The following is a 21115-nucleotide window of genomic DNA, read 5'->3' on the forward strand; positions in this document are numbered from 1 at the left end:
CTATTTTTATCTGCCCGAAAGCGTTTTATTATCTGCGCATTACCACCTTCTTACCGGCAGCCGCGAAGGAACGTCATGTCCTGGGAAACCTGGAGTTTTGCATTTAACGTCACCGTCCCGAATTTGCTGATGATGCTGTTGGGGATCGTGCTGCGCCACACGCGGTTGATGGACGATCGTTTTATCGACGGTGCCAGCAAGCTGGTGTTCAACCTGGCTCTGCCCTGCCTGCTGTTTTTCAGCATTGCCACTAATCATCCGCAGTTGCGCGATAACTTTCCGCTGGTGATTTACGGTGCCTTGGGCACTCTTGCCACTTTCCTGCTGCTGGAAGTGGCTGCGAAGTGGCTGGTGAAAGACCCCCGTGAGCGCGGCGTGTTTGTGCAGGGGGGCTTTCGTGCCAATACCGCGATCGTCGGTTTGGCCTACGCCATGACCGCCTACGGCGATGAGGGTGTGGCCATCGCCTCGTTATACCTGACCGTGACGGTGCTCCTGTTTAATGTGCTGTCGGTGATTACCCTGACGCGCAGCCTGCAAGGTGGGCAGGGCAAGCAGATCAAGCGGTTGTCGCTGTTGCGCAGTATCGCTACCAATCCACTGATTATTGGCTTGCTGAGCGGCTTGGCCTATGCGCAAACCGGGCTGGGTATTCCGCAGGTGTTTAAGCAAACCGGCAGCTATATTTCCGGGCTTTCATTGCCATTGGCGTTACTGTGTACCGGTGCCAGCCTCGATTTACGGGCCATGTTCCGTTCGTCCAACGTCGCTGCGCTGGCGTCATCCGCCAAGCTATTTTTGGTGCCGACGCTGATGACATTCGGCGGATGGTTATTTGGCTTTCACGGTGCGGCGCTGGGGATTATCTTCCTGTTCTCGGCAACGCCGACGGCATCGGGCAGCTATGTCATGACCCGCGCAATGGGGGGGAATGCCACGCTGGCGGCTAATATCATTGCCATCACCACCGTAGGCTCATTTTTTACCACCGTGCTGGGGATTTATCTCCTGCGCTCGTGGGGTGTGATTTAACCTGAAGGAAAGAAAGATGGAAGCACTCTGCCCTCGCTGTACCCAGCCTATGAACTGGGTGAATGGTCACTATCACTGTGATAGCTGTAACGGTGATTATCGGCAGCTTGCCGCGTGCCCCGACTGCGGGCAACCATTGCAAGAGTTGAAAGCCTGCGGCGCAGTGGATTACCTGTGCCAAAACGGCCATGGGCTGATCTCTAAAAAGCGCGTCAGATTCAGTTATCAGCCGCTTTAAACACAGGCGGCTTACACATCATACAGACGGTGATCGTGGGTACTGACCGCCGGTGTCACCTTGTTGGGGCTGAGGCGTTTAACCGAAGCCCGCGCCACCAGGCGCCCGCACAGCAGCATATTGCACGGTGGTGCGTCCGGCCGCAGCATACGGCGCTGCAACAGCCCAATAGCTTCTATACCTAACTCATCGCGCGGTACGTGCACCGAGGTGAGTGGCACATCATGGATTTCCGCCAGATTAAAGCCGTCGGTGCTCATCACCGAAATATCCCCCGGTACGCTGAGCTGCAGTTTTTTAAGGGCGTTCACTGCGCCAACGGCCATATAGTCGCCGCCGAGCAGGATGGCGCTTGGCAAGCGTGCCCGATCGTCAATGCTGCTGATAAAGGTGGTGAGTGCTTGCTCTGCCTCTTGGCTGCCAAAACCTGAGGTGGTGATCAGGTGTTGGCCATCGTCGAAGGGAATATTATGCCGAATATACGCCTGCCGGATGCCCGCCAAACGCAGCTCCATGGTATTACGGCGCAGGCATTGCAGATTCAGGATGCGGCTGTGGCCTTGTTCGAACAGATAGTTGGCTGAGTGCTCACCAATCAACTGATGATCGGGGGAAACGCTGTCAAGCCGCATCTGGCGATCCGTGCAGTTAATCAGCACGCAGGGTTTGTTGAGATCGGCCGCCAGCGTATGGATATGCTCGTCATCAATACCGATGATCAGCGCCGCTTCGGTTTGCGGATCGCTCATTTTTTCCATAAACAGCGCGCTGTCACTGTGAATTTCTTCCAGCCCGCAATAGCGGATCCGCACTTCATGCTGCGCCAGTGCTGCTGTGATCCCCTGAATGACCTTGTAGTAGAAGATATCGGTACGCACATCGAAGGCGCGCTGGGGGGCAAATATCATCACATTGTTCAGCATCAGCCTGCCGCTGGAAAGCCCCTGTAAGATCCCGTTCTGTTGCGCGCATTCCAGCACCCGTTGCCGTGCTGCTTTGCTGGTGTTGGCTTTTCCAGCCAGCACGCGGGAAACAGTACTGATAGAAAGGCCGGTTTGGCGGGCGATTTCCTGTATTTTTAGCTTTCCGTTCATTCTGTGATCTCCTTCAAATTCGTTTATGAGAATATTTTCACAGCATTTTTTGGCTTATGAACGGCTTCCAACTGCCATAGTAGTGATATTTTAACTTTATCATGAAAATTTTTGCAAAAAACGCCATTTCGCTCCCTCGTTTCACTGGTTAGTCTGCTCTGGTACACCAATTTTATCGATTTATCAGGCCAATTCGCTGGGCTGGATTACAAGTAAAACAAATTAAATCATAGGGTTGTAAAAACAGTGACGTTGTATCTGTGAGTGTCATCACAAGAATTCGCTGTTAACACCTCCGATAGCAAAATGTGCTCTACCAAAAAGGTGCATTGTCACCACGGAGATTCGAGATGAGCGTAGAAATCGAACAAACCGCTGTTCGCAGCGGCCGCAAATTTAAGTCGTTACGCTGGTGGATGCTGGCGTTGTTCCTGTTGGGGGTGACAGTTAACTACATCACCCGTAACTCGTTGGGTATTCTGGCACCGGAACTGAAAACCAGCCTCAACATGACCACCGAGCAATATTCCTGGGTGGTAGCCTCATTCCAATTGGCTTACACCGTATTCCAGCCGATCTGCGGTTGGCTGATTGACGTCATCGGCCTGAAAATGGGCTTCCTGATCTGTGCCAGTATCTGGGCGGTGGTTTGTATGCTGCACGCCGGAGCGGGCAGTTGGCTGCAACTGGCGATCCTGCGCTTTTTTATGGGGGGCGCGGAAGCTGCTGCGACACCGGCCAACGCTAAAGCCATTTCTGACTGGTTCCCAAAAAAGGAACGGCCGATTGCCGCAGGTTGGGCTGGAGTAGGCTTCTCGATCGGTGCGATGCTGGCACCACCGATCATCGTCATTGCACACGTTTCCTTTGGCTGGCAGGGAGCGTTCCTGTTTTCCGGCGCATTGGCGCTGGTGTGGGTCGTGTTGTGGTGGGCGTTCTACTATTCACCGGAGAAACACCCGAATCTGAGCCAGAAAGAATTTGATTTGATTAACGAGGATAACGAGCCGGTGCTGCCAAAGCTGCCGTTCTTCAAATCGCTGGCGATCCTGTGCAAAAACAAAAAGTTCTACGGTATCGCCATTCCGGCGTTTCTGGCTGAACCGGCCTGGGCGGTATTCAGTTTCTGGGTTCCACTTTATCTGGCCACCGAACGCGGGATGGATCTCAAGCAGATCGCCATGTTTGCCTGGCTGCCGTTCCTGGCTGCGGATATCGGTAGCGTTGCCAGTGGCTATCTCACCACGCTGTATCGCAAATGGTTTGGCTGTTCGCGCGTGAACTCGGTGGTCGCCAGCTCGGTTACCGGGGCTTTCATGATGGTGTCGCTGGCGTTTGTGGCGATCACCAAAGATCCTTATATCGCGATCGCGCTGATCTCCGTTGGTGGCTTTGGTCACCAGGTGATCTCCTGCATGTTGAGCGCTTTGGTGGTGGAATCTTTCGATAAAAACCAGATGGCGACGGTTAACGGCATGCGCGGCTCCAGCGCCTGGATCGCCAGCTTCCTGTTTACGCTGCTGATCGGTGCGGTTTCCGACACCGTTGGCTTCAACCCGCTGTTCGTTGCCATGGGCTTCTTTGATTTGATCGGTGCCATGTTCCTGATCGGCCTGATTGCCGAGCGCGGTAAGAAACCTTCACCTACTGTTTAAGCTGGATACTTATGAAAACGTTAAAAAATTGGACGTTGGCGGGGCAATATGCCGATCACATTGAGTTGCTGGTGGATGAACGGCACCTGTTCTGCCTCTACGTCTTGGAAAATTCACTGTTCCGCGTGCTGATCAAACGCAACGGTGAGCTGGCACTGAACCGCACCTGGAGTATTGCCCCGGAAGGGGACGTTCCTTGGGAAGGGCGGGATCGCCTGAGTGTCGCCGGTTTCGGCTTGCCCGGTTACCAACTGCAGCGCAACGGTGAAACCTTAACGCTGGCCACCCCGCAGTTGCGGGTGACGGTGCACCAACCGCTGTGGCTGGAATGGGAATATTGTGACGCAGAGGGTGAATGGCAGCCGTTGGCGACGGATCGCCCCACCAGCGCTTATCTGCTCAACGCACATGGTGACGGGGTGGCGCACTATCAGCGCCGCTATGCCGCTGAGCGCTATTATGGTTTAGGTGAGAAGACCGGCGATCTGGAGCGCAGTGGCCGCCGTTTTGAGATGCGTAACCTGGATGCGATGGGGTATAACGCCGCCAGCACCGATCCGCTCTACAAGCATATTCCGTTTACCATTACGCGCCGGGCAGACGTCAGCTTTGGGCTGTTTTATGACAACCTGAGCAGCTGTTGGCTGGATCTCGGCAATGAGATCGACAACTATCATCTGGCCTACCGTCGCTATCAGGCAGAGGCGGGCGATCTGGATTACTACCTGTTCCTCGGCCCGAAAGTGCTGGATGTCACCAAGGCTTTGGTGCGCCTGACCGGTAAAACGCATTTCGGGCCGAAATGGAGCCTCGGCTACAGCGGTTCTACCATGCACTACACCGACGCACCGGATGCGCAGCAGCAGTTGCAGCAGTTTATCCAACTGTGCAAACAGCACGATATTCCCTGCGATTCGTTCCAGCTCTCGTCGGGTTACACCTCGATTGGCAACAAGCGTTATGTGTTCAACTGGAACTACGACAAGGTGCCGCAGCCTAAACAGCTCAGTAAAGCCTTCCACGATGCTGGGCTGAAGCTGGCGGCGAATATCAAACCTTGCCTGTTGCAGGATCACCCCCAGTATCAGCAGGTGGCAGAGCAAGGGTTGTTTATCCGTGATTCGGAAAGCAACAGCCCGGAGCGCTCGAGTTTCTGGGACGATGAGGGTTCACACCTCGATTTCACCAACCCGGCCACGGTGCGCTGGTGGCAGCAGGGTGTTACCGAGCAACTGCTGAATATGGGCATCGATGCTACCTGGAATGATAACAACGAATATGAAGTCTGGGACGGCGAGGCGCGCTGCCACGGTTTTGGCCAGCAGATAGCCATCAAGCATATCCGCCCGGTGATGCCATTGCTGATGATGCGCGCCTCGTTGGAGGCGCAACAGCGGTTTGCGCCGCATCTGCGTCCTTATCTGATCTCCCGTTCCGGCTGCGCGGGAATGCAGCGCTATGTACAAACCTGGAGCGGTGATAACCGCACCAACTGGCAAACCCTGCGTTACAACACCCGCATGGGATTGGGCATGAGCCTGTCGGGGCTGTTTAACGTCGGGCATGACGTCGGCGGTTTTTCCGGTGATAAACCGGATGCCGAGCTGTTTGTGCGCTGGGTGCAGAACGGTGTCATGCATCCACGTTTTACGATTCATTCATGGAACGACGACGCTACCGTCAATGAACCCTGGATGTATCCGGCCGCCACGCCAATGATTCGTGAGGCAATCAATCTGCGTTATCGCCTGATGCCTTACTTCTACACCCTGTTGTGGCAGGCGAGCACCGACGATGAGCCAATGCTGCGGCCAACCTTCCTCGATCACGAGCATGATGAGCGCACCTGGCGGGAAACCGATGATTTCCTGATTGGCCGCGATCTGCTGGTGGCCAGCGTGGTGGAGCAGGGGCAGCGTCAGCGTGAGGTTTATCTGCCGGACAACGGCGATGGCTGGTACTGCTTCTACAGCGGCCAATGGTTCAGCGGCGGCCAGACCATTGTATTGGATGCGCCACTGGAGCGCCTGCCGCTGCTGGTGCGCGCCGGTGCAGCACTGCCGCTATCGCAACGTCTGGGCCATGTGGATATCGCTGCAGACGATCGCCGCGAATTGCAGCTATTCCCCACCAAGGGCTGTGGGCGTTCCGCAGGGATGCTGTTTGAAGACGACGGTGAAAGCTACGGTTGGCAGCAGGATAACGCGCTGTGGCTGCTGTGGCAGGCGGTGAGCGACAACGCGCGTATTGAGCTGACCATCACCACCGAAGGGCATTTTAAACCGGCCTGGCAAACGCTGGATATCACGCTGCCGGCGGGCGAAACCCGTGAACTGTGGGTGAATGGGGTGCGTAGCGATGTTTATGCGTTAAATTAAGGGCTATTCCAAACGATTTACGATCACGATCGTAATGGAACCGATCCCCAAGGGCGTATTCCATGCTGCTCTTGGGGATAATTTTTTGTATTCGATTTTAATATTGCCGACGGCATGATCCTCTCTGATATATTCTCTGCCAACGTACTGTTATGTCCTCTTTTATAAGAAACTGTATCTATATCTCTCCCAGTGAAAAAATTAACGTGTTTAACTTCCACAATAAGCAACGATATTAATCATAAAGAGAGAAAATGATGACAAAATATATCTCAATGGCTCTGGTGGCGATTTTTCTGTCTGGCAGCGCACCTGCAATAGCAAAAGATAAATCTCAACGCAGTGAAAATAACATTACCTTTTTTGATTCAGGCAAGTTTAGCGGGTTGCCTTTCTCTGATGCGGTTAAGGTCGGCAACCTGTTGTTTCTCTCCGGGGAAATTGCGTCAGAAAGGCAGCCGGATAATAGCTTTAAAGTTATTCCGGGGGGGATTAAAGCCGAAACGCAAAGAATTTTTGAAAATATCAGAGTATCGCTGAATGAAAAAGGGTATGACATGAAGGATATTATCAAATGCACGGTAATGTTAGCTGATATGTCGGAGTGGGCCGAGTTTAACGAAGTCTATCAAACCTTTTTTAGCAAACCCTATCCTGCACGCAGCGCATTTGGCGTGAGCGGTTTGGCATTAGGCGCTAAGGCTGAAGTGGAGTGTATTGCTGCCAAATATACCCGTCATACTTCAAGTTGCTTGGGTGTTGGCTGCCCTCACTCACCCCAGTCACTTACTTGAGTAAGCTCCTGGGGCTTCGCTCAGTTGCCGCCTACAAGCAACTCGAATTATTTTGGGTATAAATGTAAATCTCATTGTGGCTGTATCTGCTAAAGAGCGGGATACAGCCCGGTTTCACTGCGGCAAGATTATGGTCACTCTTCAACCGCACGCTTCTTGCGTAATGCTTGTCAGTTAAGGCTAACTAGTTCCCTCTCCCTTGGGGAGAGGGTTAGGGTGAGGGGATGAACACCGCACTACAAGCCCCTCACCCCGGTCCTCTCCCACGGAGAGAGGGGGCGACTCCTTTAGCAATTGCACACGATTATGCAGTTTTGCGTTTAACTGACCGACATTACACGCTTCTTGCGTGGTTTCTTTGCTACGGTGACGGTTTTCACCTCGCTTTCCACCCAGCCATCCTGCAGGCGGGTTTTCAGCATTTCCCCGACGTGCGCCTGCTTGGTGGTTTTCAACAGCTCGCCACGCGGCGTTTGTGTCACGCTATAGCCGCGCGCCAAGGTAGCTAATGGGCTAACGGCTTCCAACTGGCTGCAAGCCACGCCAAAACGCTGACGATAGCCGTTGAGCTGCCGTTCCAGCCCCTGTTGCAAGCGGTATTCCTGCTGCTGAAGGCGCTGCTGTAAACGGTGGATCCGGCCCATGGGCTGCATTTGCGCCAACAGCTGCTGAGCGCGTTCACTGCGGCGGGCCGCCAGCCGCAGGCGCTGTTGCATGCCTTCTTCCAGGCGGTGCTGCAGCTTGAACAGCAGCGTTTGCTGCCGCGCCAGACGAAGATGTGGGTGCTGTTGCTGCAAACGGTGATTGATGCGGGTGAACTGTTGTTGCCGCTGGGCTAGATAATAGTCCATCGCCATTTCCAGCCGTTGCTGCTGAGACTGCAACTGGCGCAACAGCTCAAGCTGATTACGGCTGATCAGCTCGGCGGCGGCGGAAGGCGTCGGCGCGCGCAGGTCAGCGACAAAGTCGGCGATGGTGACGTCGGTTTCATGGCCGACGGCGCTGACGATCGGTATATGGCTGGCGAAAATCGCCCGCGCCACGCGTTCGTCGTTAAAGCTCCACAGGTCTTCCAGCGAACCCCCGCCACGGCCGACGATCAGCACATCACACTCATCACGGCGGTTAGCGGTCTCAATGGCGCGCACGATCTGCAACGGCGCTTCAGCACCTTGCACAGAAGTAGGGTAAATCACGATCGGCAGGGAAGGATCGCGCCGTTGTAGCACTTGCAGAATATCATGCAGCGCAGCGCCGCTGGCGGAAGTGATCACACCGACGCATTTGGCAGGGCTAGGGAGCGGTTGCTTGAACTGCTGATCGAATAGCCCTTCTGCCGCCAGGCGCTGTTTCAGCTGCTCGAACTGCTGTTGCAGCAGGCCGTCACCGGCAGGCTGCATGCTTTCAGCAATCAGCTGATAGTCGCCACGCGGTTCATACAGGGTGATGCTGGCACGCACCAATACCTGCTGGCCGTTCTGTGGGCGGAAAGTGGTGCGGCGGTTGCTGTTGCGGAACATCGCACAGCGCACCTGCGCACGGTCATCCTTTAGCGTGAAATACCAGTGGCCGGAAGAGGGTTGGGAAAAGTTGGAGATCTCGGCAGAGAGCCAAATCTGCCCCATTTCCATTTCCAACAGCTGTCGGACCGTCTGATTCAGGCGGCTTACGGTAAAAATGGACGGTGAAGTAGGTAGCGACATGTGACCCAGATCAAATTCTAAAACAACCACTTAATTGGCCGATACTACAGCGCCGGAACAAGTAATCAAGAGCTTTTGTAAGAAAGTGCTGGAGGCAATCGATTACGCCCTGTAGAATGCCACGGCAATATTTTATCCTTTCCGCATCCACCTTGGTGAGATATTGCCCATGCTACGTATCGCTAAAGAAGCTCTAACGTTTGACGACGTTCTCCTCGTTCCAGCCCACTCCACAGTTCTGCCTAATACCGCAGATCTTGGCACCCAACTGACCAAAACTATCCGCCTGAATATTCCTATGCTGTCCGCAGCCATGGATACCGTAACCGAATCCGGCCTGGCGATTGCGCTGGCGCAGGAAGGCGGCTTGGGCTTCATTCACAAAAACATGTCTATCGAGCGCCAGGCGGAAGAAGTTCGCAGGGTGAAAAAGCATGAAAGCGGCGTGGTCACGGATCCACAAACCGTCACGCCTTGCACCACGCTGGCCGAAGTCAAGGAACTGACCGCCCGTAACGGTTTTGCCGGTTACCCGGTGGTAGCCGAAGGCAACGAACTGGTGGGGATTATTACCGGCCGTGACGTGCGCTTCGTTACCGATCTGAACCAGCCGGTCACTGCGGTGATGACGCCGAAAGAGCGCCTGGTTACCGTCAAGGAAGGCGAAGCGCGTGAAGTTGTGCTGCAAAAAATGCACGAAAAACGCGTTGAGAAAGCGCTGGTGGTGGATGATAGCTTCCATCTGATCGGCATGATCACGGTAAAAGATTTCCAGAAAGCAGAGCGCAAACCTAACGCTTGTAAAGATGAACACGGTCGCCTGCGGGTTGGCGCGGCGGTGGGGGCGGGTGCTGGTAATGAAGAGCGCGTTGATGCGCTGGTGGCTGCTGGTGTTGACGTGCTGCTGATCGACTCCTCACACGGCCATTCTGAAGGCGTGTTGCAGCGCATCCGTGAAACCCGTGCCAAATACCCGGATCTGCAAATTGTGGGGGGCAACGTGGCCACCGCAGCCGGTGCCAAAGCCTTGATGGAAGCCGGCGTGAGCGCGGTGAAAGTGGGCATCGGCCCTGGTTCTATCTGCACCACCCGTATCGTGACCGGCGTGGGTGTACCGCAGATCACCGCGATTGCCGATGCGGTAGAGGCGCTGGAAGGCACCGGTATTCCGGTGATTGCCGACGGCGGCATCCGCTTCTCGGGTGATATCGCCAAAGCGATTGCTGCTGGTGCATCCTGCGTGATGGTGGGTTCGATGCTGGCCGGGACGGAAGAGTCTCCGGGCGAAATCGAGCTGTATCAGGGCCGTTCGTTCAAATCTTATCGCGGTATGGGATCTTTGGGCGCGATGTCCAAAGGCTCTTCTGACCGTTACTTCCAGACCGATAACGCCGCTGATAAACTGGTGCCCGAAGGTATTGAAGGCCGCGTGGCGTATAAAGGCATGCTGAAAGCCATCGTGCACCAGCAGATGGGCGGCCTGCGTTCCTGCATGGGGTTGACCGGTTGTGGTACGATCGACGAACTGCGTACCAAGGCTGAGTTTGTGCGTATCAGCAGTGCCGGTATTCAAGAAAGCCACGTGCATGACGTGACCATCACTAAAGAGTCACCAAACTACCGTATGGGCTAATGTTTTGTTCTCTCCCCGTGGGGAGGTGAGTGGGTGAAGGGAGCGCCTTCACCCCAATACATTTTTTTGCATTTTTTCTCTGTTGCTGGAATTTGCCTCACATGTCAAAAAATATTCATAAGCACCGTATCCTCATTCTGGATTTCGGTTCGCAATATACCCAACTGGTCGCTCGCCGCGTGCGTGAGATCGGCGTTTACTGCGAACTGTGGGCCTGGGACGTCAGCGAAGAGCAGATCCGTGAATTCAATCCAAGCGGCATCATTCTTTCCGGTGGCCCGGAAAGCACCACCGAACAAAACAGCCCGCGCGCGCCGGAATACGTATTCACTGCCGGTGTACCGGTATTGGGCGTGTGCTACGGCATGCAGACCATGGCGATGCAGTTGGGGGGCCATGTTCAAGGCTCTAACGAACGTGAGTTCGGCTATGCACAGGTGGAAGTGGCCCGCGAAAGCGCGCTGATTCGCGGCATTGAAGACACCATCAGCCCAGCGGGCAAACCGCTGCTGGACGTGTGGATGAGCCACGGTGACAAAGTGACCGCCATCCCGGCCGATTTCGTCACCGTTGCCAGCACCGATACCTGCCCGTTTGCCATTATGGCTAACGAAGAGAAACGCTTCTACGGCGTGCAGTTCCACCCGGAAGTGACTCATACCCGCCAGGGCCAGCGTATGCTGGAGCGCTTTGTGCTGGATATCTGTGGTTGCGAAGCCCTGTGGACGCCAGCCACCATCATCGAAGACGCCGTTGAGCGTATTCGTGAGCAGGTGGGTGAAGACCATGTGATCCTCGGCCTGTCCGGCGGTGTGGATTCATCCGTGACCGCGATGCTGCTGCACCGCGCGATCGGCAAGCGCCTGACCTGCGTGTTTGTCGACAATGGCCTGCTGCGCTTGAACGAAGCCGATCAGGTATTGGAGATGTTCGGCGATCATTTCGGCCTGAATATCGTGCATGTTCCGGCAGAGAACCGCTTCCTGAGCGCGCTGGCGGGGGTTGATGAGCCAGAAGCCAAGCGTAAAATCATCGGCCGCGTATTTGTTGAAGTGTTTGACGAAGAAGCCTGCAAGCAAAGCGAAGTGAAGTGGTTGGCGCAGGGCACCATTTACCCGGATGTGATCGAATCTGCCGCTTCCGCTACCGGTAAAGCGCACGTGATCAAATCGCACCACAACGTGGGTGGCCTGCCGAAAGAGATGAAGCTGGGCCTGGTTGAGCCGCTGAAAGAGCTGTTCAAAGACGAAGTGCGCAAGATTGGCCTGGAACTGGGCCTGCCTTACGACATGCTGTACCGCCACCCGTTCCCAGGGCCAGGTTTGGGCGTGCGCGTGCTGGGCGAAGTGAAGAAAGAGTACTGCGACCTGCTGCGCCGCGCCGATGCCATCTTCATCGAAGAACTGCACAAAGCGGACCTGTACAACAAGGTCAGCCAGGCGTTCACGGTATTCTTGCCGGTGCGTTCCGTCGGTGTAATGGGCGATGGCCGTAAATACGATTGGGTGGTTTCACTGCGTGCGGTAGAAACTATCGACTTTATGACCGCGCATTGGGCGCATCTGCCGTATGAGTTCCTCGGCCGCGTGTCCAACCGTATCATCAACGAAGTGAACGGTATTTCCCGCGTGGTTTATGATATCAGCGGTAAGCCACCGGCGACGATTGAGTGGGAATAAGTTTTTAGCTTCCACTGAAGACTGTTAATGTCTTTAAAAGCCAGTTAAATCAAATGGTTGACTGGCTTTTTTTCTGCAATCGGTGTAACCCTAGCGCAGCAGAGCAAGGTTTTGGTCAATACGGCCCTGGATCATGCGCAGAGTGTCTCGGGTGATAACCTGTGGCAGCAGGTTATCGGCGATCGTGGCAAACTGACCTGCGACATCGCAAATGCGGGTAATGATGCGGCTAGCGGCCTCCGCTGAAACTTCAGCCTCCTCAGCAAGTTGGAGCATGGTAGCGCGATCGATCGCCAGTGCCTCACCCATCACGTCCATCTGGTGGTATCCACCGGGCCCCTCGCAGAAGGTCACGTCGTAGGCGGGTGCCAGCTTCCAATCGCCAGTTAGCGACATCAGGTAGGCGAAGTTCTTGGGGTGATCGTCTCGATTGTTGAACGCGACATTGAAGGCGGCACGCTCGAAAGCGCATGCTTTTTCGCGCACATCGTTGGTGCACATCTGGGTTGCGCGCAGGAAATTAACGTAGTCCAAAACTCCCGAAACCTGGTAGTCGGCACCGGTAAAAGCAGCGAGGCTTTGCATGGGGACGCGTAGATCGTTTTGGCGGTCAAAGCGTTTACTGGCGAACGCTGCCATTCCTTTGGGCAGACTGAAATACTGCGTGTCTGGGGTTGGGATGCCACACATACGCAAACACTCGGCATAGACCATCTCGATAGCGCACACTTCTGCATGTTCCTCTTTGGCTGGGAACTTGACCAGCCAGGCTTCGAAGCCCTGTGTGGCAGCGGTTGTAAACTCTCCGGTTTGAGGATCGCGATAGATTAGCGCCTTCGGTCTGGCACCCTGAGGTGAACCACCCACCTGCAACAAACGCTGCAGGAATGCTCCATCGTTACCATGGAGCACCTCCTGCACTTCGGTGGCAAGCAGGTCGAGTGGGATGTGCACACTTGACGCCAATCCCTCGGGCACCACAGGCTCGAACGACATAGCCCCTATAGCCTTGTTGCCAATGTACGTCAGTCGTTCCAATGGGTCGATGCGTGCGGTGGTAAGCCCGCGGCGCCTGAATAATCGGTCCATCAAGAGCATGCCCCAACCGTCAGGCAACGAGTCATAGACCGGCCCTGGTAGGCCCAATTGATGGGGGGGGAAACCGCGACGCAACTGAGTTCCTTCCAGCGGCAGGGTGTAGGACGATAACTCCAAGCCCCTTTGCCTTGCCTCATTGCTGTACTCAAACATAATCTGCGGCCGGCCGGTGAGGGCCGTCGTAGACATCAGCGTACCCCAGAGCCACCGTTCACCCCAGCCTTCGTAGTAGACGTTCACTTGCTCAAGCATTGTTGGGCTTCCTCTTGCTACGGTGACGATTGGCGCTGTTTTCGTAGCGGCGAATGTCTTCGAGGCTCTCTAGCTTAGGCAGGAACAGACCTTCGAGCTCCTTGGTTCGGCCAAGAACCATCGCCACGCGAACCACGTTCTCGAAGCCGACATTACGTCCGGCTTCCAGATTGGACACGGTATTGGTGCCGATGCCAGCGCGGCCAGCCACATCCGCTTGAGTCATCTGCTGCGCCAACCGTTCAGTACGCAAGCGCTCGCAAAGTTGTTTGACAATCTCACTCGGCTTTTTGAAGCTTAAATCCAACATATTGTGAAAACCTATCAAATAAAGCGAGTTAGTACCCAAAATTATAGAATTAACGAGAAATCCGGGCAAGCTTAGTTATTCCCTTAAATGATGTTTTAAGCTCAAAAAAGTCATTTAAACCCCAATTTATTGGATTTAAATGGGGGCGATAGGCTGATCCTTCCTATTAAGTGGGCTTTTAGTGATTCTTGATATCTCTCCACTTTCTCCCATGGCGCTTACCGTATATTCCTTGTTAAATCCTGATGCCAGCTTGGGCGTAAGCCGGTTGTTTTGTACTGCCAGGATGCGTACTATCTTCCCTCGCCGGCGGCGGTGGGCAAGGCTTGGGTGTTATCTGACAATAAAGGGGATGTGATGGAAAGGCGTAATTTTCTCAAGGGTGCTGCTGCGTTATCTTCTTTTGGCCTGATAAGCCCCGCCTGGTCGGAGTCGCGTAAAGCGGGCACCCCGGCGGCAACCTGCGTGGACAGAAGAAGACGCTTTCTGATGACCCAGACTTATCGGCTGAAAGCGCCAGCAGGTTCCGAAGGTAAGGCCAATCTGTGGATCCCGGTACCGGAAGATACCGCCTTTCAGCAACTGGAGCACATCTCTTTTTCTGGCAACTATCAGCAGGCTTATCTGACGGCCAACAACCGTTACGCGGCTAAAACGCTGTTTGCTTCCTGGCCGAGCTCAAAGGGCCCGATGGAAATAAAAGTGGAAATGCTGATTGAAACCCTGGACTGGGAACCGTTGAAGAACAATCAACTGTCCGCATGGCATCTTCCTGACACCGATCTGGTGTTCCCGGCGGAAATACAGCCCTATCTCAACGCTACGCCCCATATCCCGGTGGATGGGTTGGTGAAAGAAACGGCGCTGAAGATTATCGGCAGCGAGAAATCACCTCTGCAGCAGGCGCGGTTAATTCATGATTGGGTAAGAACCCATATGCATCGCGACGATTCTGTCATTGGCTGTGGCAGCGGCGACGTGGGCCAAATTCTGAAAACCGGCAATCTGGGCGGGAAATGTACCGACATCAACTCTGTTTTTGTTGCGCTGTGCCGTGCCAGTGGGATCCCGGCGCGCGAGATGTTTGGGATTCGCCTGGGGGCCAGTCGCAAGCTCGGCAACTATTCGAAGAAGGCGTTCGGTAGCGCAGACGAACAGGGTGTGGCGAAAATCAGCGGCGGGCAGCACTGCAGGGCCATGTTCTGGCTGGCAGGGTTTGGTTGGGTGCCAGCCGATCCGGCCGATGTGACTAAAATGCGTCTGGCAGAGAAAAAAGAAAACGGCGATCCGGCAGTCGAGGCCGTTAGTGATTACCTGTTCGGCAACTGGGAAATGAACTGGGTGGGCTTTAACTATGCCCGCGACTTTGCGCTTTCACCGGTGGCGGAACAGGGCGATCTCAATAACTTTGGTTATCCCTATGCTGAAGTGGATGGCGATCCGTTGAACTTCTACGATCCGGCTGAATTTAGCTATGACTACGTCTCTGTCGAACAGCCTTAAGGGCTGTGTGGTGACGTTGCTGGCGGCTCTGCTTGCCGCCGCCGCATCCACGCTTTGTTGCCTCGGCCCGCTGCTCTATCTGGTGTTCGGCATTTCGGCTGCCGGGTTGACGGGCATCCCGGCGCTCTCCTGGCTGCAACTGCCGATGATCTTTCTCTCTGTCGGCTTGATGCTGAGAGGGTTCTGGCGGCTTTATCTCTCGCCACGTCCTGTCTGCGTGAATGTCGTCAGCCGCCGGGCATTGCTTTGGCTTTATTGGTTATCGGTGCCGCTGCTTTTGGCCTTGATGACCTACCCGTATGTATTACCCTGGTTGTGGGAGTGGATGGAATGAAAAAGGGCATTTTTCTGATGTTGGCTCTGGTGCTGATGGTACCGCAGGCATGGGCGGAAAACCAAAAGGTCACTATTGATATCAAAGATATGACCTGTTCGCTGTGCGTTATTTCCATCAATAAAGCGCTGCGTGCTACAGACGGCGTGATTAAGGCCAAAGCCTCCCTGAAAACGCATCAGGCAGAGGTGATTGTGCCAGAAGGCTTTGATAATCAGACATTGCTCACGGCAATTTCCCGCACCGGGTATACCGGTGAAATTCAGGGCGTGGCTTCAGCGCCATAGTTTATTCTGCCTATTTTATCCCGGTACTTGCTGGTTATGGGTTTTTCAGTGGCCGCTTATTTTGGAAAATACAGCAGGTAATAGTCTTCATCGCCATCGCAACCCGTCGCAATATTCTGCCAGCCGTGCTTGTGGTAAAACGCCAGCGCCTTTTGATTTTTCACCAGGCATTTTAACGATCCGGCAGAAGTAAAGGTGCGTTCAGCCGTATGCAGCAGTGCGCTGCCAACGCCCTGTGGCGGCAAATACGGATCGACATACAGATGGTGAATGAAGTTGTCGGCGCGATAAATTGCTACAAACCCCAGTAACTTCCCAGCCTCTTCAGCAACCCATATTTCTTCCCCTCGCGTTGCGCGATCGAAATCTTCCAACTGGTAATGACGCGTGTCGCGCCAGGTAAATGCCGATCGGCGTGCGGCCAAGTACAAAACGCGCAGAAATAGTCGATCTGTCTCCTGGTATGGCCTTATCTGCATAATGTTTCCTTTGGGAGGGTGATATTTATCAACGCATTTATGCCGATGGTTCCACCTCAACGCAGGTGCCTAATTTATGTGCCAGCCTTCCGGCATTTCAATAACCTGGACCAAATTTTTCCACCAACTTGGCCTGGTATCGGGATGATAAAGAACACCCCATAGCTCCTGCAAGGGAGACTTGATTCGCCAGACGGTGGAAAGTTGATACTCAGCCATGCCATCAAACTCTGTATCAAGGGGTAAAGAAATTATCGGGAAATTGGATGTTGAATACGATGGCATCCATAAAAACGCTTTCTATAACATGGCCATCAATACCATAACTCACGACTTTGATGGGAAAATGGTGGCTATTCTCCAACCAGAGTTCAGACCGGTGAACATCACTGACGGTAAAACCTGCAGGGCCATTGACTGATACATGCAACACGGGTTGCCCCTGTAAGATTTCTTTACCAACGATGGTGGTTTCACCTCCTTGTTGCAGGTTGCGGATATTGCGCAGTAATGTACCAACATCTGATTGGTCCACCCGGTGGCCGTTCTGATCGCGTATTAAAGAGTTTGCTGGTGAAAGGTTAAGCACAGGGAGTTGATGCAGGCCGAATGGCCACAGGCGGACAGTGCCGCTCGTTGGGTTATAAACCAGCACCGCACCCGGGTGCGGCTCAGTAAAATCCATCCGCACATACCCCGGTTTGCGATAGCTGTATCGAATCACATTATTTTCACCCAGGGCCGATTTGGAAATGATCTTAACCTGGTAGGATTCAATATATTCAAAATGTTGCTGGGCAAGAATGATAGGATCCGGGCTGCTTTCGTTTGACGGTGGCAGGAAGGTGGCCGCGTTTGTGCTAGCAACACAAACGCGGGGAATCGGCATTAATAGGGTTGCTAGTAACAATATTGATCGAGTTCGTTTAATGATAGTCTTCTCCTATACTGAATCAGCAGATAGTAAGAGCAATATCCCTGTTATTTTAGTCATTAATCTCTGTTATTACGACTCTATTTCTCCCTTCTTTCTTTGCTTGATAAAGGCACTGATCGGCGAGTTCTATAATAGACTCCATTGAGAGGCTATTATTGCGCGATGAAATACACACTGCCCCAATGCTGACTGATACTTTATATCCACCTTCAGTATTTCCGCTATGAACCAAGCCTTTAGCCACAATAGCTTTTCTCATACGTTCACAAATAGCATGAAGCTTATCAAGATTAATATCCTTTATCACTGCGGTAAATTCTTCCCCACCCGTCCTGGCAATCAGATCTTTTTTATTCCTAATAATGATCGACAAGGTGTTGGCGACGATGATTAAACATTTATCTCCAGCAGAGTGCCCATATATATCATTGTATTTTTTGAAGTTATCAACATCGAGCATCACGACGCCAAACAGGTTTTTTTCTTTATTTTTTTTACTCCAAAAAGCTGTTAATTCATTGTCAAAATGCCGACGGTTATTTAGCCCGGTCAATGCATCAGTGATTGATTTTTTAAAGTTAATATTACTTTGCTCCTTGATTATCTTGTAGTCACTGGTCAGGTAGTATAAAGCGACGCCTATCATGCCTACTCTGAATAAACTTTCCAGAATTTTAGAACTGTACCAACCAAAGGTATGTTGTGGGAGTAAAGAAAGGTTGAGTGCATGTAAAATGGTGGTTAATGCAATCCATAGAATAAATACAAGGGTGATGTGGTTAAGTGGCTTTAACTTAAATATTAACATTGGCAGTACTGCGGATTTTATTAAAATACAAGTTAATACAATTTCATCTCTTGTTGCCGCACTAAACAAACCAACGTCTAATATCATAAACCTGAGGGTACCAATCAATAATAATGCTGCAATAGGGAGGGAAAAACTATATATCATTAGTTTTTTGAATGAGAATGATATTTTTCTCATGGAAATAAGTATTAAAACAGTTACAGGTAGGCATATTTCCCATAATAACCATAAAAATAAAATGACGGTTGACTCAAGGCTGTTTAAATGATAATTGTCATTAATTAAATCATAGCGAAGGACAAAAACTATCATGATGATAGTTGATGTCAGATAAGCAACCCCTACCGCCCAGATATTTTTATTTTTAAACGCGCTTGCATGTAATAAAGCGATTAAAGCAAAAAATAAATCACAAAGAGTGCTTAGGGTGAAAAAAACCGGTTTGAAGTAAGGGATGTCATTAACGATAATCAACTTGTTTTTAAAAATGATGAAAAAAGATAAAAACATTATTACTGCAATTAAACTACCGTAGGCTTTTGTTTTCATGATTCAACACCGTGTTTGCTATAGTCATGATTTATTGATTATGTTGCCATGCCAAAGTTAAAGAGATCCCCTTGCGTGTGGTGTAGTGAAACTAAAATTCATTTGGCAGTTTAGCTACACTCAATAGTTTTCCATTCTCAATGGTTATGTATCCCCCCTTTCTTAGTTCGGAGAGTATAAACATAACTCTACTTTTCGAAATTCCTGTACATTCAATGATAAATGTCGAAAGGGAAATGCTATCTCCTAAAATATCTTTATGTTCGTAAAATAAGTTAATGCATATTTTGACTTTTTTATAGGCGCTAGAATCTGGATTAATGTATATCTCAGTTATGTTACAAAATTCGTAAAGTCTGTTAGCAATAAGATATGATATTGACTCATAGAGATTGTATTTCGATACTAAGCTCTTCGCTTGAGCAATATCTATAGTATACACTTCAGCACCAGAAAGTAATTTAAACTCTAGATTAAGACGCATGGCTGTTTGCCCAAGAATGAAATAAGTGCCAATAAAATCAGGGCCAATGAGTGGGCTAAATGAGCTACCGCTATTAAAGACGAGTACCGCTCCTTTTTTAACATAATACAGAGTGTCAATTGCGTACATTCCAGATTTGGACTCTGGTAGAGGGCACAGGTAGGGCTCGAAAACGTCAGCCAATGTTATCACACACTTTTTGACCTGCTCTTGAAAGTTATCCACTTTTATTCCTCGCACATTAGCACCGCCTATATGCTAAGGATAGCTGAAAATTGAGTGGGTAGATCTTGGCATGAGGTGCTACATAATGTTGTTTTAGTCGTTAAACAGCATGAGGTGGTGTACTTTTTTCAAGTTATTTTTGAAATGATTACCGTAAGTGATTGTTGAGAGTGCTCTGGAGAGGTGATCGCTATTCTGGTTTTATGACGTCTTGTGCAAAAATCTGACTATGTTTGAGCTTGCTTAACCAACTGAGGAGTTCGTCTTTAATAGCACCCAGGTAGAACCGTCACTGCAATTTGTATAAGATATGTCTTGGAAACCTATCCCATCAGGTCACTTTATGCCTAGGCAGTGCTCGTAATTCTCACGTTCTGCGTGTGCGTGCTGCTTGCTCCGCACAGACCTCATACAAACTGGCTGCAGTTATCTACGCATACAGGGATAGGTTTTTGTTGTAAAAAATTATTCAGGAAGGTGTGGAATGAACGTCAGGAACTATACCCGTATAGGTTCTGACATCAGCGGAAATACGGCTATGATCTACTGTTATTCCAATTTTCGTATAAATAACTGTCTGCTTCTTTTAAAATAATACGAATTTGGTTAAAACTCACTAGGTAACTTGGAGGCAATTAATACTCGACCATCTTGGGTGGCAATATGCCCCCCTTTTTTTAACTCGGAAAGTATAAACATAACTCTACTTTTAGAAATGCCTGTATACTCGATGATAAACGAAGAAAGTGAAATATCATCTTTTAGGATATCTTGAGAGTTGTGGTATAACTCGATGGCAGTTTTAACTTTTTTATAGGCATTTGAGTTTGTGCTGGTAAATGTTTTCGTGATGTCACAAAATTCATAGAGCCTGCGGGCTATAAGATATGCTACTGATTCGTATGAGTTTTTATTGAAAACTTCTGATTTGGCTGCATGGGCGTCTATCATATAAACCTCAGCTCCGGGAAGTAACTTAAACTCCAATTTCAGGCTGCTGATTGATTGACCAAGTACGAAATGAATGCCGATGAAGTCAGGCGCAACCAAAGGAGAGAGGGCTCTGCCATCATTAAGAATCAAAATGGCACCATGTTTAATATAATACAGAGTATTAAGTGCATACACGCCAGAACTTGTTTTAGGCAATGGAGACATGTAAGCATCTAGAATGCTGGCTAGCTCCTGTATGCTTTCATTGACTTTACACTGAAACTGTTGCAATTTTTTCTTCTCCCATAGAAATCCTTTGATTTATTTAATGACGTCATGACTTAATTTACTTTAACTATATTGTAATAATTATGTGGCATTGTGCATTTGATGTATTCTTCGCTTTCGCCTCGGCATCGATGAGGCTTATTTATAGTCACTCCCACAGAAGATCCTCTCTCTTGAATGAAAGCGTAAGCCTGAAATATGAGGAGTTAGGCGGATAGAGCCCGTACTTAATCCAACATAAAAATGTTAACGACTACCCCTTCCGGTACCAGTTAATGGGTAACGTATCATCTCAAATTCATCCTATCAAGTCCTATAAAGGACTGGTGTCGGTGTTTTAAACTGGCCGGTAATATTCTATTATCACTGCAGCTAATTATAGCAGCACCTGTTTTAGTTCGGACCATATGCTTTATGTA

General features: G+C 51.2%; 19 protein-coding genes. 10 read left to right on the forward strand and 9 right to left on the reverse strand.

The window, feature by feature from the left end:
- Window positions 1-75 precede the first annotated feature (75 nt).
- Both BMI79_RS14070 and BMI79_RS14075 read left to right on the forward strand, forming a co-directional pair.
- Complete coding sequence (locus BMI79_RS14070) at window positions 76-1032, forward strand: AEC family transporter (protein WP_076942766.1); 957 nt, start codon at window positions 76-78, stop codon at window positions 1030-1032.
- A 16-nt stretch (window positions 1033-1048) separates the two neighbouring features.
- Window positions 1049-1270, forward strand: coding sequence for a zinc ribbon domain-containing protein (locus BMI79_RS14075; protein ID WP_076942767.1), 222 nt, complete (start codon window positions 1049-1051; stop codon window positions 1268-1270).
- Window positions 1271-1281: 11 nt separating this feature from the next.
- Here the strand turns inward: BMI79_RS14075 and BMI79_RS14080 are convergent, their stop codons facing one another.
- Window positions 1282-2364: a LacI family DNA-binding transcriptional regulator gene (locus BMI79_RS14080; protein ID WP_076942768.1), complete on the reverse strand. Its 1083-nt coding sequence runs from the start codon at window positions 2362-2364 to the stop codon at window positions 1282-1284.
- Between the two features lie 350 nt (window positions 2365-2714).
- On the opposite strand from BMI79_RS14080, the gene BMI79_RS14085 reads away from it, so the two are divergent.
- The 3 genes from BMI79_RS14085 to BMI79_RS14095 all read left to right on the forward strand — a co-directional run bounded on the left by BMI79_RS14085 (window position 2715) and on the right by BMI79_RS14095 (window position 7191).
- The gene (locus tag BMI79_RS14085; protein ID WP_076942769.1) at window positions 2715-4019 is read left to right on the forward strand and encodes an MFS transporter; all 1305 of its coding nucleotides are present in this window, start codon (window positions 2715-2717) and stop codon (window positions 4017-4019) included.
- An 11-nt stretch (window positions 4020-4030) separates the two neighbouring features.
- Window positions 4031-6397, forward strand: a complete 2367-nt coding sequence (locus BMI79_RS14090) for a glycoside hydrolase family 31 protein (protein ID WP_076942770.1) — start codon at window positions 4031-4033, stop codon at window positions 6395-6397.
- Window positions 6398-6651: 254 nt separating this feature from the next.
- Window positions 6652-7191 (forward strand): RidA family protein, encoded by a 540-nt coding sequence (locus tag BMI79_RS14095; RefSeq protein ID WP_076942771.1) that lies wholly within the window; start codon window positions 6652-6654, stop codon window positions 7189-7191.
- Between the two features lie 320 nt (window positions 7192-7511).
- Here the strand turns inward: BMI79_RS14095 and xseA are convergent, their stop codons facing one another.
- Window positions 7512-8894 (reverse strand): exodeoxyribonuclease VII large subunit, encoded by a 1383-nt coding sequence (gene xseA, locus BMI79_RS14100; RefSeq protein WP_076942772.1) that lies wholly within the window; start codon window positions 8892-8894, stop codon window positions 7512-7514.
- Window positions 8895-9063: 169 nt separating this feature from the next.
- On the opposite strand from xseA, the gene guaB reads away from it, so the two are divergent.
- Both guaB and guaA read left to right on the forward strand, forming a co-directional pair.
- Window positions 9064-10527, forward strand: coding sequence for an IMP dehydrogenase (guaB, locus tag BMI79_RS14105; RefSeq protein WP_076942773.1), 1464 nt, complete (start codon window positions 9064-9066; stop codon window positions 10525-10527).
- Between the two features lie 101 nt (window positions 10528-10628).
- Window positions 10629-12206, forward strand: a complete 1578-nt coding sequence (gene guaA / locus BMI79_RS14110; protein ID WP_076942774.1) for a glutamine-hydrolyzing GMP synthase — start codon at window positions 10629-10631, stop codon at window positions 12204-12206.
- A 90-nt stretch (window positions 12207-12296) separates the two neighbouring features.
- On the opposite strand, the gene BMI79_RS14115 is transcribed toward guaA, so the two are convergent.
- Both BMI79_RS14115 and BMI79_RS14120 read right to left on the reverse strand, forming a co-directional pair.
- Entirely contained in the window at window positions 12297-13556 is a 1260-nt protein-coding gene (locus BMI79_RS14115) for a type II toxin-antitoxin system HipA family toxin (protein ID WP_076942775.1), read from the reverse strand.
- Window positions 13549-13866: a helix-turn-helix domain-containing protein gene (locus BMI79_RS14120; protein WP_076942776.1), complete on the reverse strand. Its 318-nt coding sequence runs from the start codon at window positions 13864-13866 to the stop codon at window positions 13549-13551. The genes BMI79_RS14115 and BMI79_RS14120 overlap by 8 nt, the downstream gene beginning before the upstream one ends.
- Window positions 13867-14223: 357 nt before the next feature.
- Here BMI79_RS14120 and BMI79_RS14125 point away from each other — a divergent pair, with 357 nt between their 5' ends.
- From BMI79_RS14125 to BMI79_RS14135, 3 genes are read left to right on the forward strand one after another with little or no spacing between them, the layout of a single operon-like run.
- Window positions 14224-15369: a transglutaminase-like domain-containing protein gene (locus BMI79_RS14125; protein ID WP_076942777.1), complete on the forward strand. Its 1146-nt coding sequence runs from the start codon at window positions 14224-14226 to the stop codon at window positions 15367-15369.
- On the forward strand, window positions 15341-15703 hold the full coding sequence (locus BMI79_RS14130; protein WP_095996140.1) for a mercuric transporter MerT family protein: 363 nt from the start codon (window positions 15341-15343) through the stop codon (window positions 15701-15703). Before BMI79_RS14125 ends, BMI79_RS14130 begins: the two co-directional genes overlap by 29 nt.
- The gene (locus BMI79_RS14135; RefSeq protein ID WP_076942778.1) at window positions 15700-15990 is read left to right on the forward strand and encodes a heavy-metal-associated domain-containing protein; all 291 of its coding nucleotides are present in this window, start codon (window positions 15700-15702) and stop codon (window positions 15988-15990) included. The genes BMI79_RS14130 and BMI79_RS14135 overlap by 4 nt, the downstream gene beginning before the upstream one ends.
- Before the next feature lie 56 nt (window positions 15991-16046).
- Here BMI79_RS14135 and BMI79_RS14140 read toward each other — a convergent pair whose 3' ends face one another.
- The 5 genes from BMI79_RS14140 to BMI79_RS14160 form a co-directional block, all read right to left on the reverse strand.
- Window positions 16047-16469: a GNAT family N-acetyltransferase gene (locus BMI79_RS14140; protein WP_076942779.1), complete on the reverse strand. Its 423-nt coding sequence runs from the start codon at window positions 16467-16469 to the stop codon at window positions 16047-16049.
- A 235-nt stretch (window positions 16470-16704) separates the two neighbouring features.
- The gene (locus BMI79_RS14145; protein ID WP_076942780.1) at window positions 16705-17358 is read right to left on the reverse strand and encodes a DUF1571 domain-containing protein; all 654 of its coding nucleotides are present in this window, start codon (window positions 17356-17358) and stop codon (window positions 16705-16707) included.
- A 97-nt stretch (window positions 17359-17455) separates the two neighbouring features.
- Window positions 17456-18766 carry a sensor domain-containing diguanylate cyclase gene (locus BMI79_RS14150; protein ID WP_076942781.1) on the reverse strand — a complete coding sequence of 437 codons (1311 nt, stop codon included), beginning with the start codon at window positions 18764-18766 and terminating at the stop codon, window positions 17456-17458.
- A 91-nt stretch (window positions 18767-18857) separates the two neighbouring features.
- Window positions 18858-19475, reverse strand: a complete 618-nt coding sequence (locus BMI79_RS14155) for a helix-turn-helix domain-containing protein (RefSeq protein ID WP_076942782.1) — start codon at window positions 19473-19475, stop codon at window positions 18858-18860.
- A 606-nt stretch (window positions 19476-20081) separates the two neighbouring features.
- The gene (locus tag BMI79_RS14160) at window positions 20082-20699 is read right to left on the reverse strand and encodes a helix-turn-helix domain-containing protein (RefSeq protein ID WP_076942783.1); all 618 of its coding nucleotides are present in this window, start codon (window positions 20697-20699) and stop codon (window positions 20082-20084) included.
- Between the last annotated feature and the right edge of the window lie 416 nt (window positions 20700-21115).

The organism is Serratia oryzae, assembly GCF_001976145.1.
GTDB classification, from domain to species: domain Bacteria; phylum Pseudomonadota; class Gammaproteobacteria; order Enterobacterales; family Enterobacteriaceae; genus Chania; species Chania oryzae.

What these genes read in the sequence shown, in the direction of transcription:
- guaA (WP_076942774.1), top strand. Translation starts at nt 10,629, where the DNA reads ATGTCAAAAAATATTCATAAGCACCGTATCCTCATTCTGGATTTCGGT.
- BMI79_RS14140 (WP_076942779.1), bottom strand. Translation starts at nt 16,469, where the DNA reads ATGCAGATAAGGCCATACCAGGAGACAGATCGACTATTTCTGCGCGTT.
- BMI79_RS14075 (WP_076942767.1), top strand. Translation starts at nt 1,049, where the DNA reads ATGGAAGCACTCTGCCCTCGCTGTACCCAGCCTATGAACTGGGTGAAT.
- guaB (WP_076942773.1), top strand. Translation starts at nt 9,064, where the DNA reads ATGCTACGTATCGCTAAAGAAGCTCTAACGTTTGACGACGTTCTCCTC.
- BMI79_RS14150 (WP_076942781.1), bottom strand. Translation starts at nt 18,766, where the DNA reads ATGAAAACAAAAGCCTACGGTAGTTTAATTGCAGTAATAATGTTTTTA.
- BMI79_RS14115 (WP_076942775.1), bottom strand. Translation starts at nt 13,556, where the DNA reads ATGCTTGAGCAAGTGAACGTCTACTACGAAGGCTGGGGTGAACGGTGG.
- BMI79_RS14095 (WP_076942771.1), top strand. Translation starts at nt 6,652, where the DNA reads ATGATGACAAAATATATCTCAATGGCTCTGGTGGCGATTTTTCTGTCT.
- BMI79_RS14135 (WP_076942778.1), top strand. Translation starts at nt 15,700, where the DNA reads ATGAAAAAGGGCATTTTTCTGATGTTGGCTCTGGTGCTGATGGTACCG.
- BMI79_RS14145 (WP_076942780.1), bottom strand. Translation starts at nt 17,358, where the DNA reads ATGCCGATTCCCCGCGTTTGTGTTGCTAGCACAAACGCGGCCACCTTC.
- BMI79_RS14085 (WP_076942769.1), top strand. Translation starts at nt 2,715, where the DNA reads ATGAGCGTAGAAATCGAACAAACCGCTGTTCGCAGCGGCCGCAAATTT.
- BMI79_RS14080 (WP_076942768.1), bottom strand. Translation starts at nt 2,364, where the DNA reads ATGAACGGAAAGCTAAAAATACAGGAAATCGCCCGCCAAACCGGCCTT.
- BMI79_RS14120 (WP_076942776.1), bottom strand. Translation starts at nt 13,866, where the DNA reads ATGTTGGATTTAAGCTTCAAAAAGCCGAGTGAGATTGTCAAACAACTT.
- BMI79_RS14125 (WP_076942777.1), top strand. Translation starts at nt 14,224, where the DNA reads ATGGAAAGGCGTAATTTTCTCAAGGGTGCTGCTGCGTTATCTTCTTTT.
- BMI79_RS14130 (WP_095996140.1), top strand. Translation starts at nt 15,341, where the DNA reads ATGACTACGTCTCTGTCGAACAGCCTTAAGGGCTGTGTGGTGACGTTG.
- BMI79_RS14070 (WP_076942766.1), top strand. Translation starts at nt 76, where the DNA reads ATGTCCTGGGAAACCTGGAGTTTTGCATTTAACGTCACCGTCCCGAAT.
- BMI79_RS14090 (WP_076942770.1), top strand. Translation starts at nt 4,031, where the DNA reads ATGAAAACGTTAAAAAATTGGACGTTGGCGGGGCAATATGCCGATCAC.
- xseA (WP_076942772.1), bottom strand. Translation starts at nt 8,894, where the DNA reads ATGTCGCTACCTACTTCACCGTCCATTTTTACCGTAAGCCGCCTGAAT.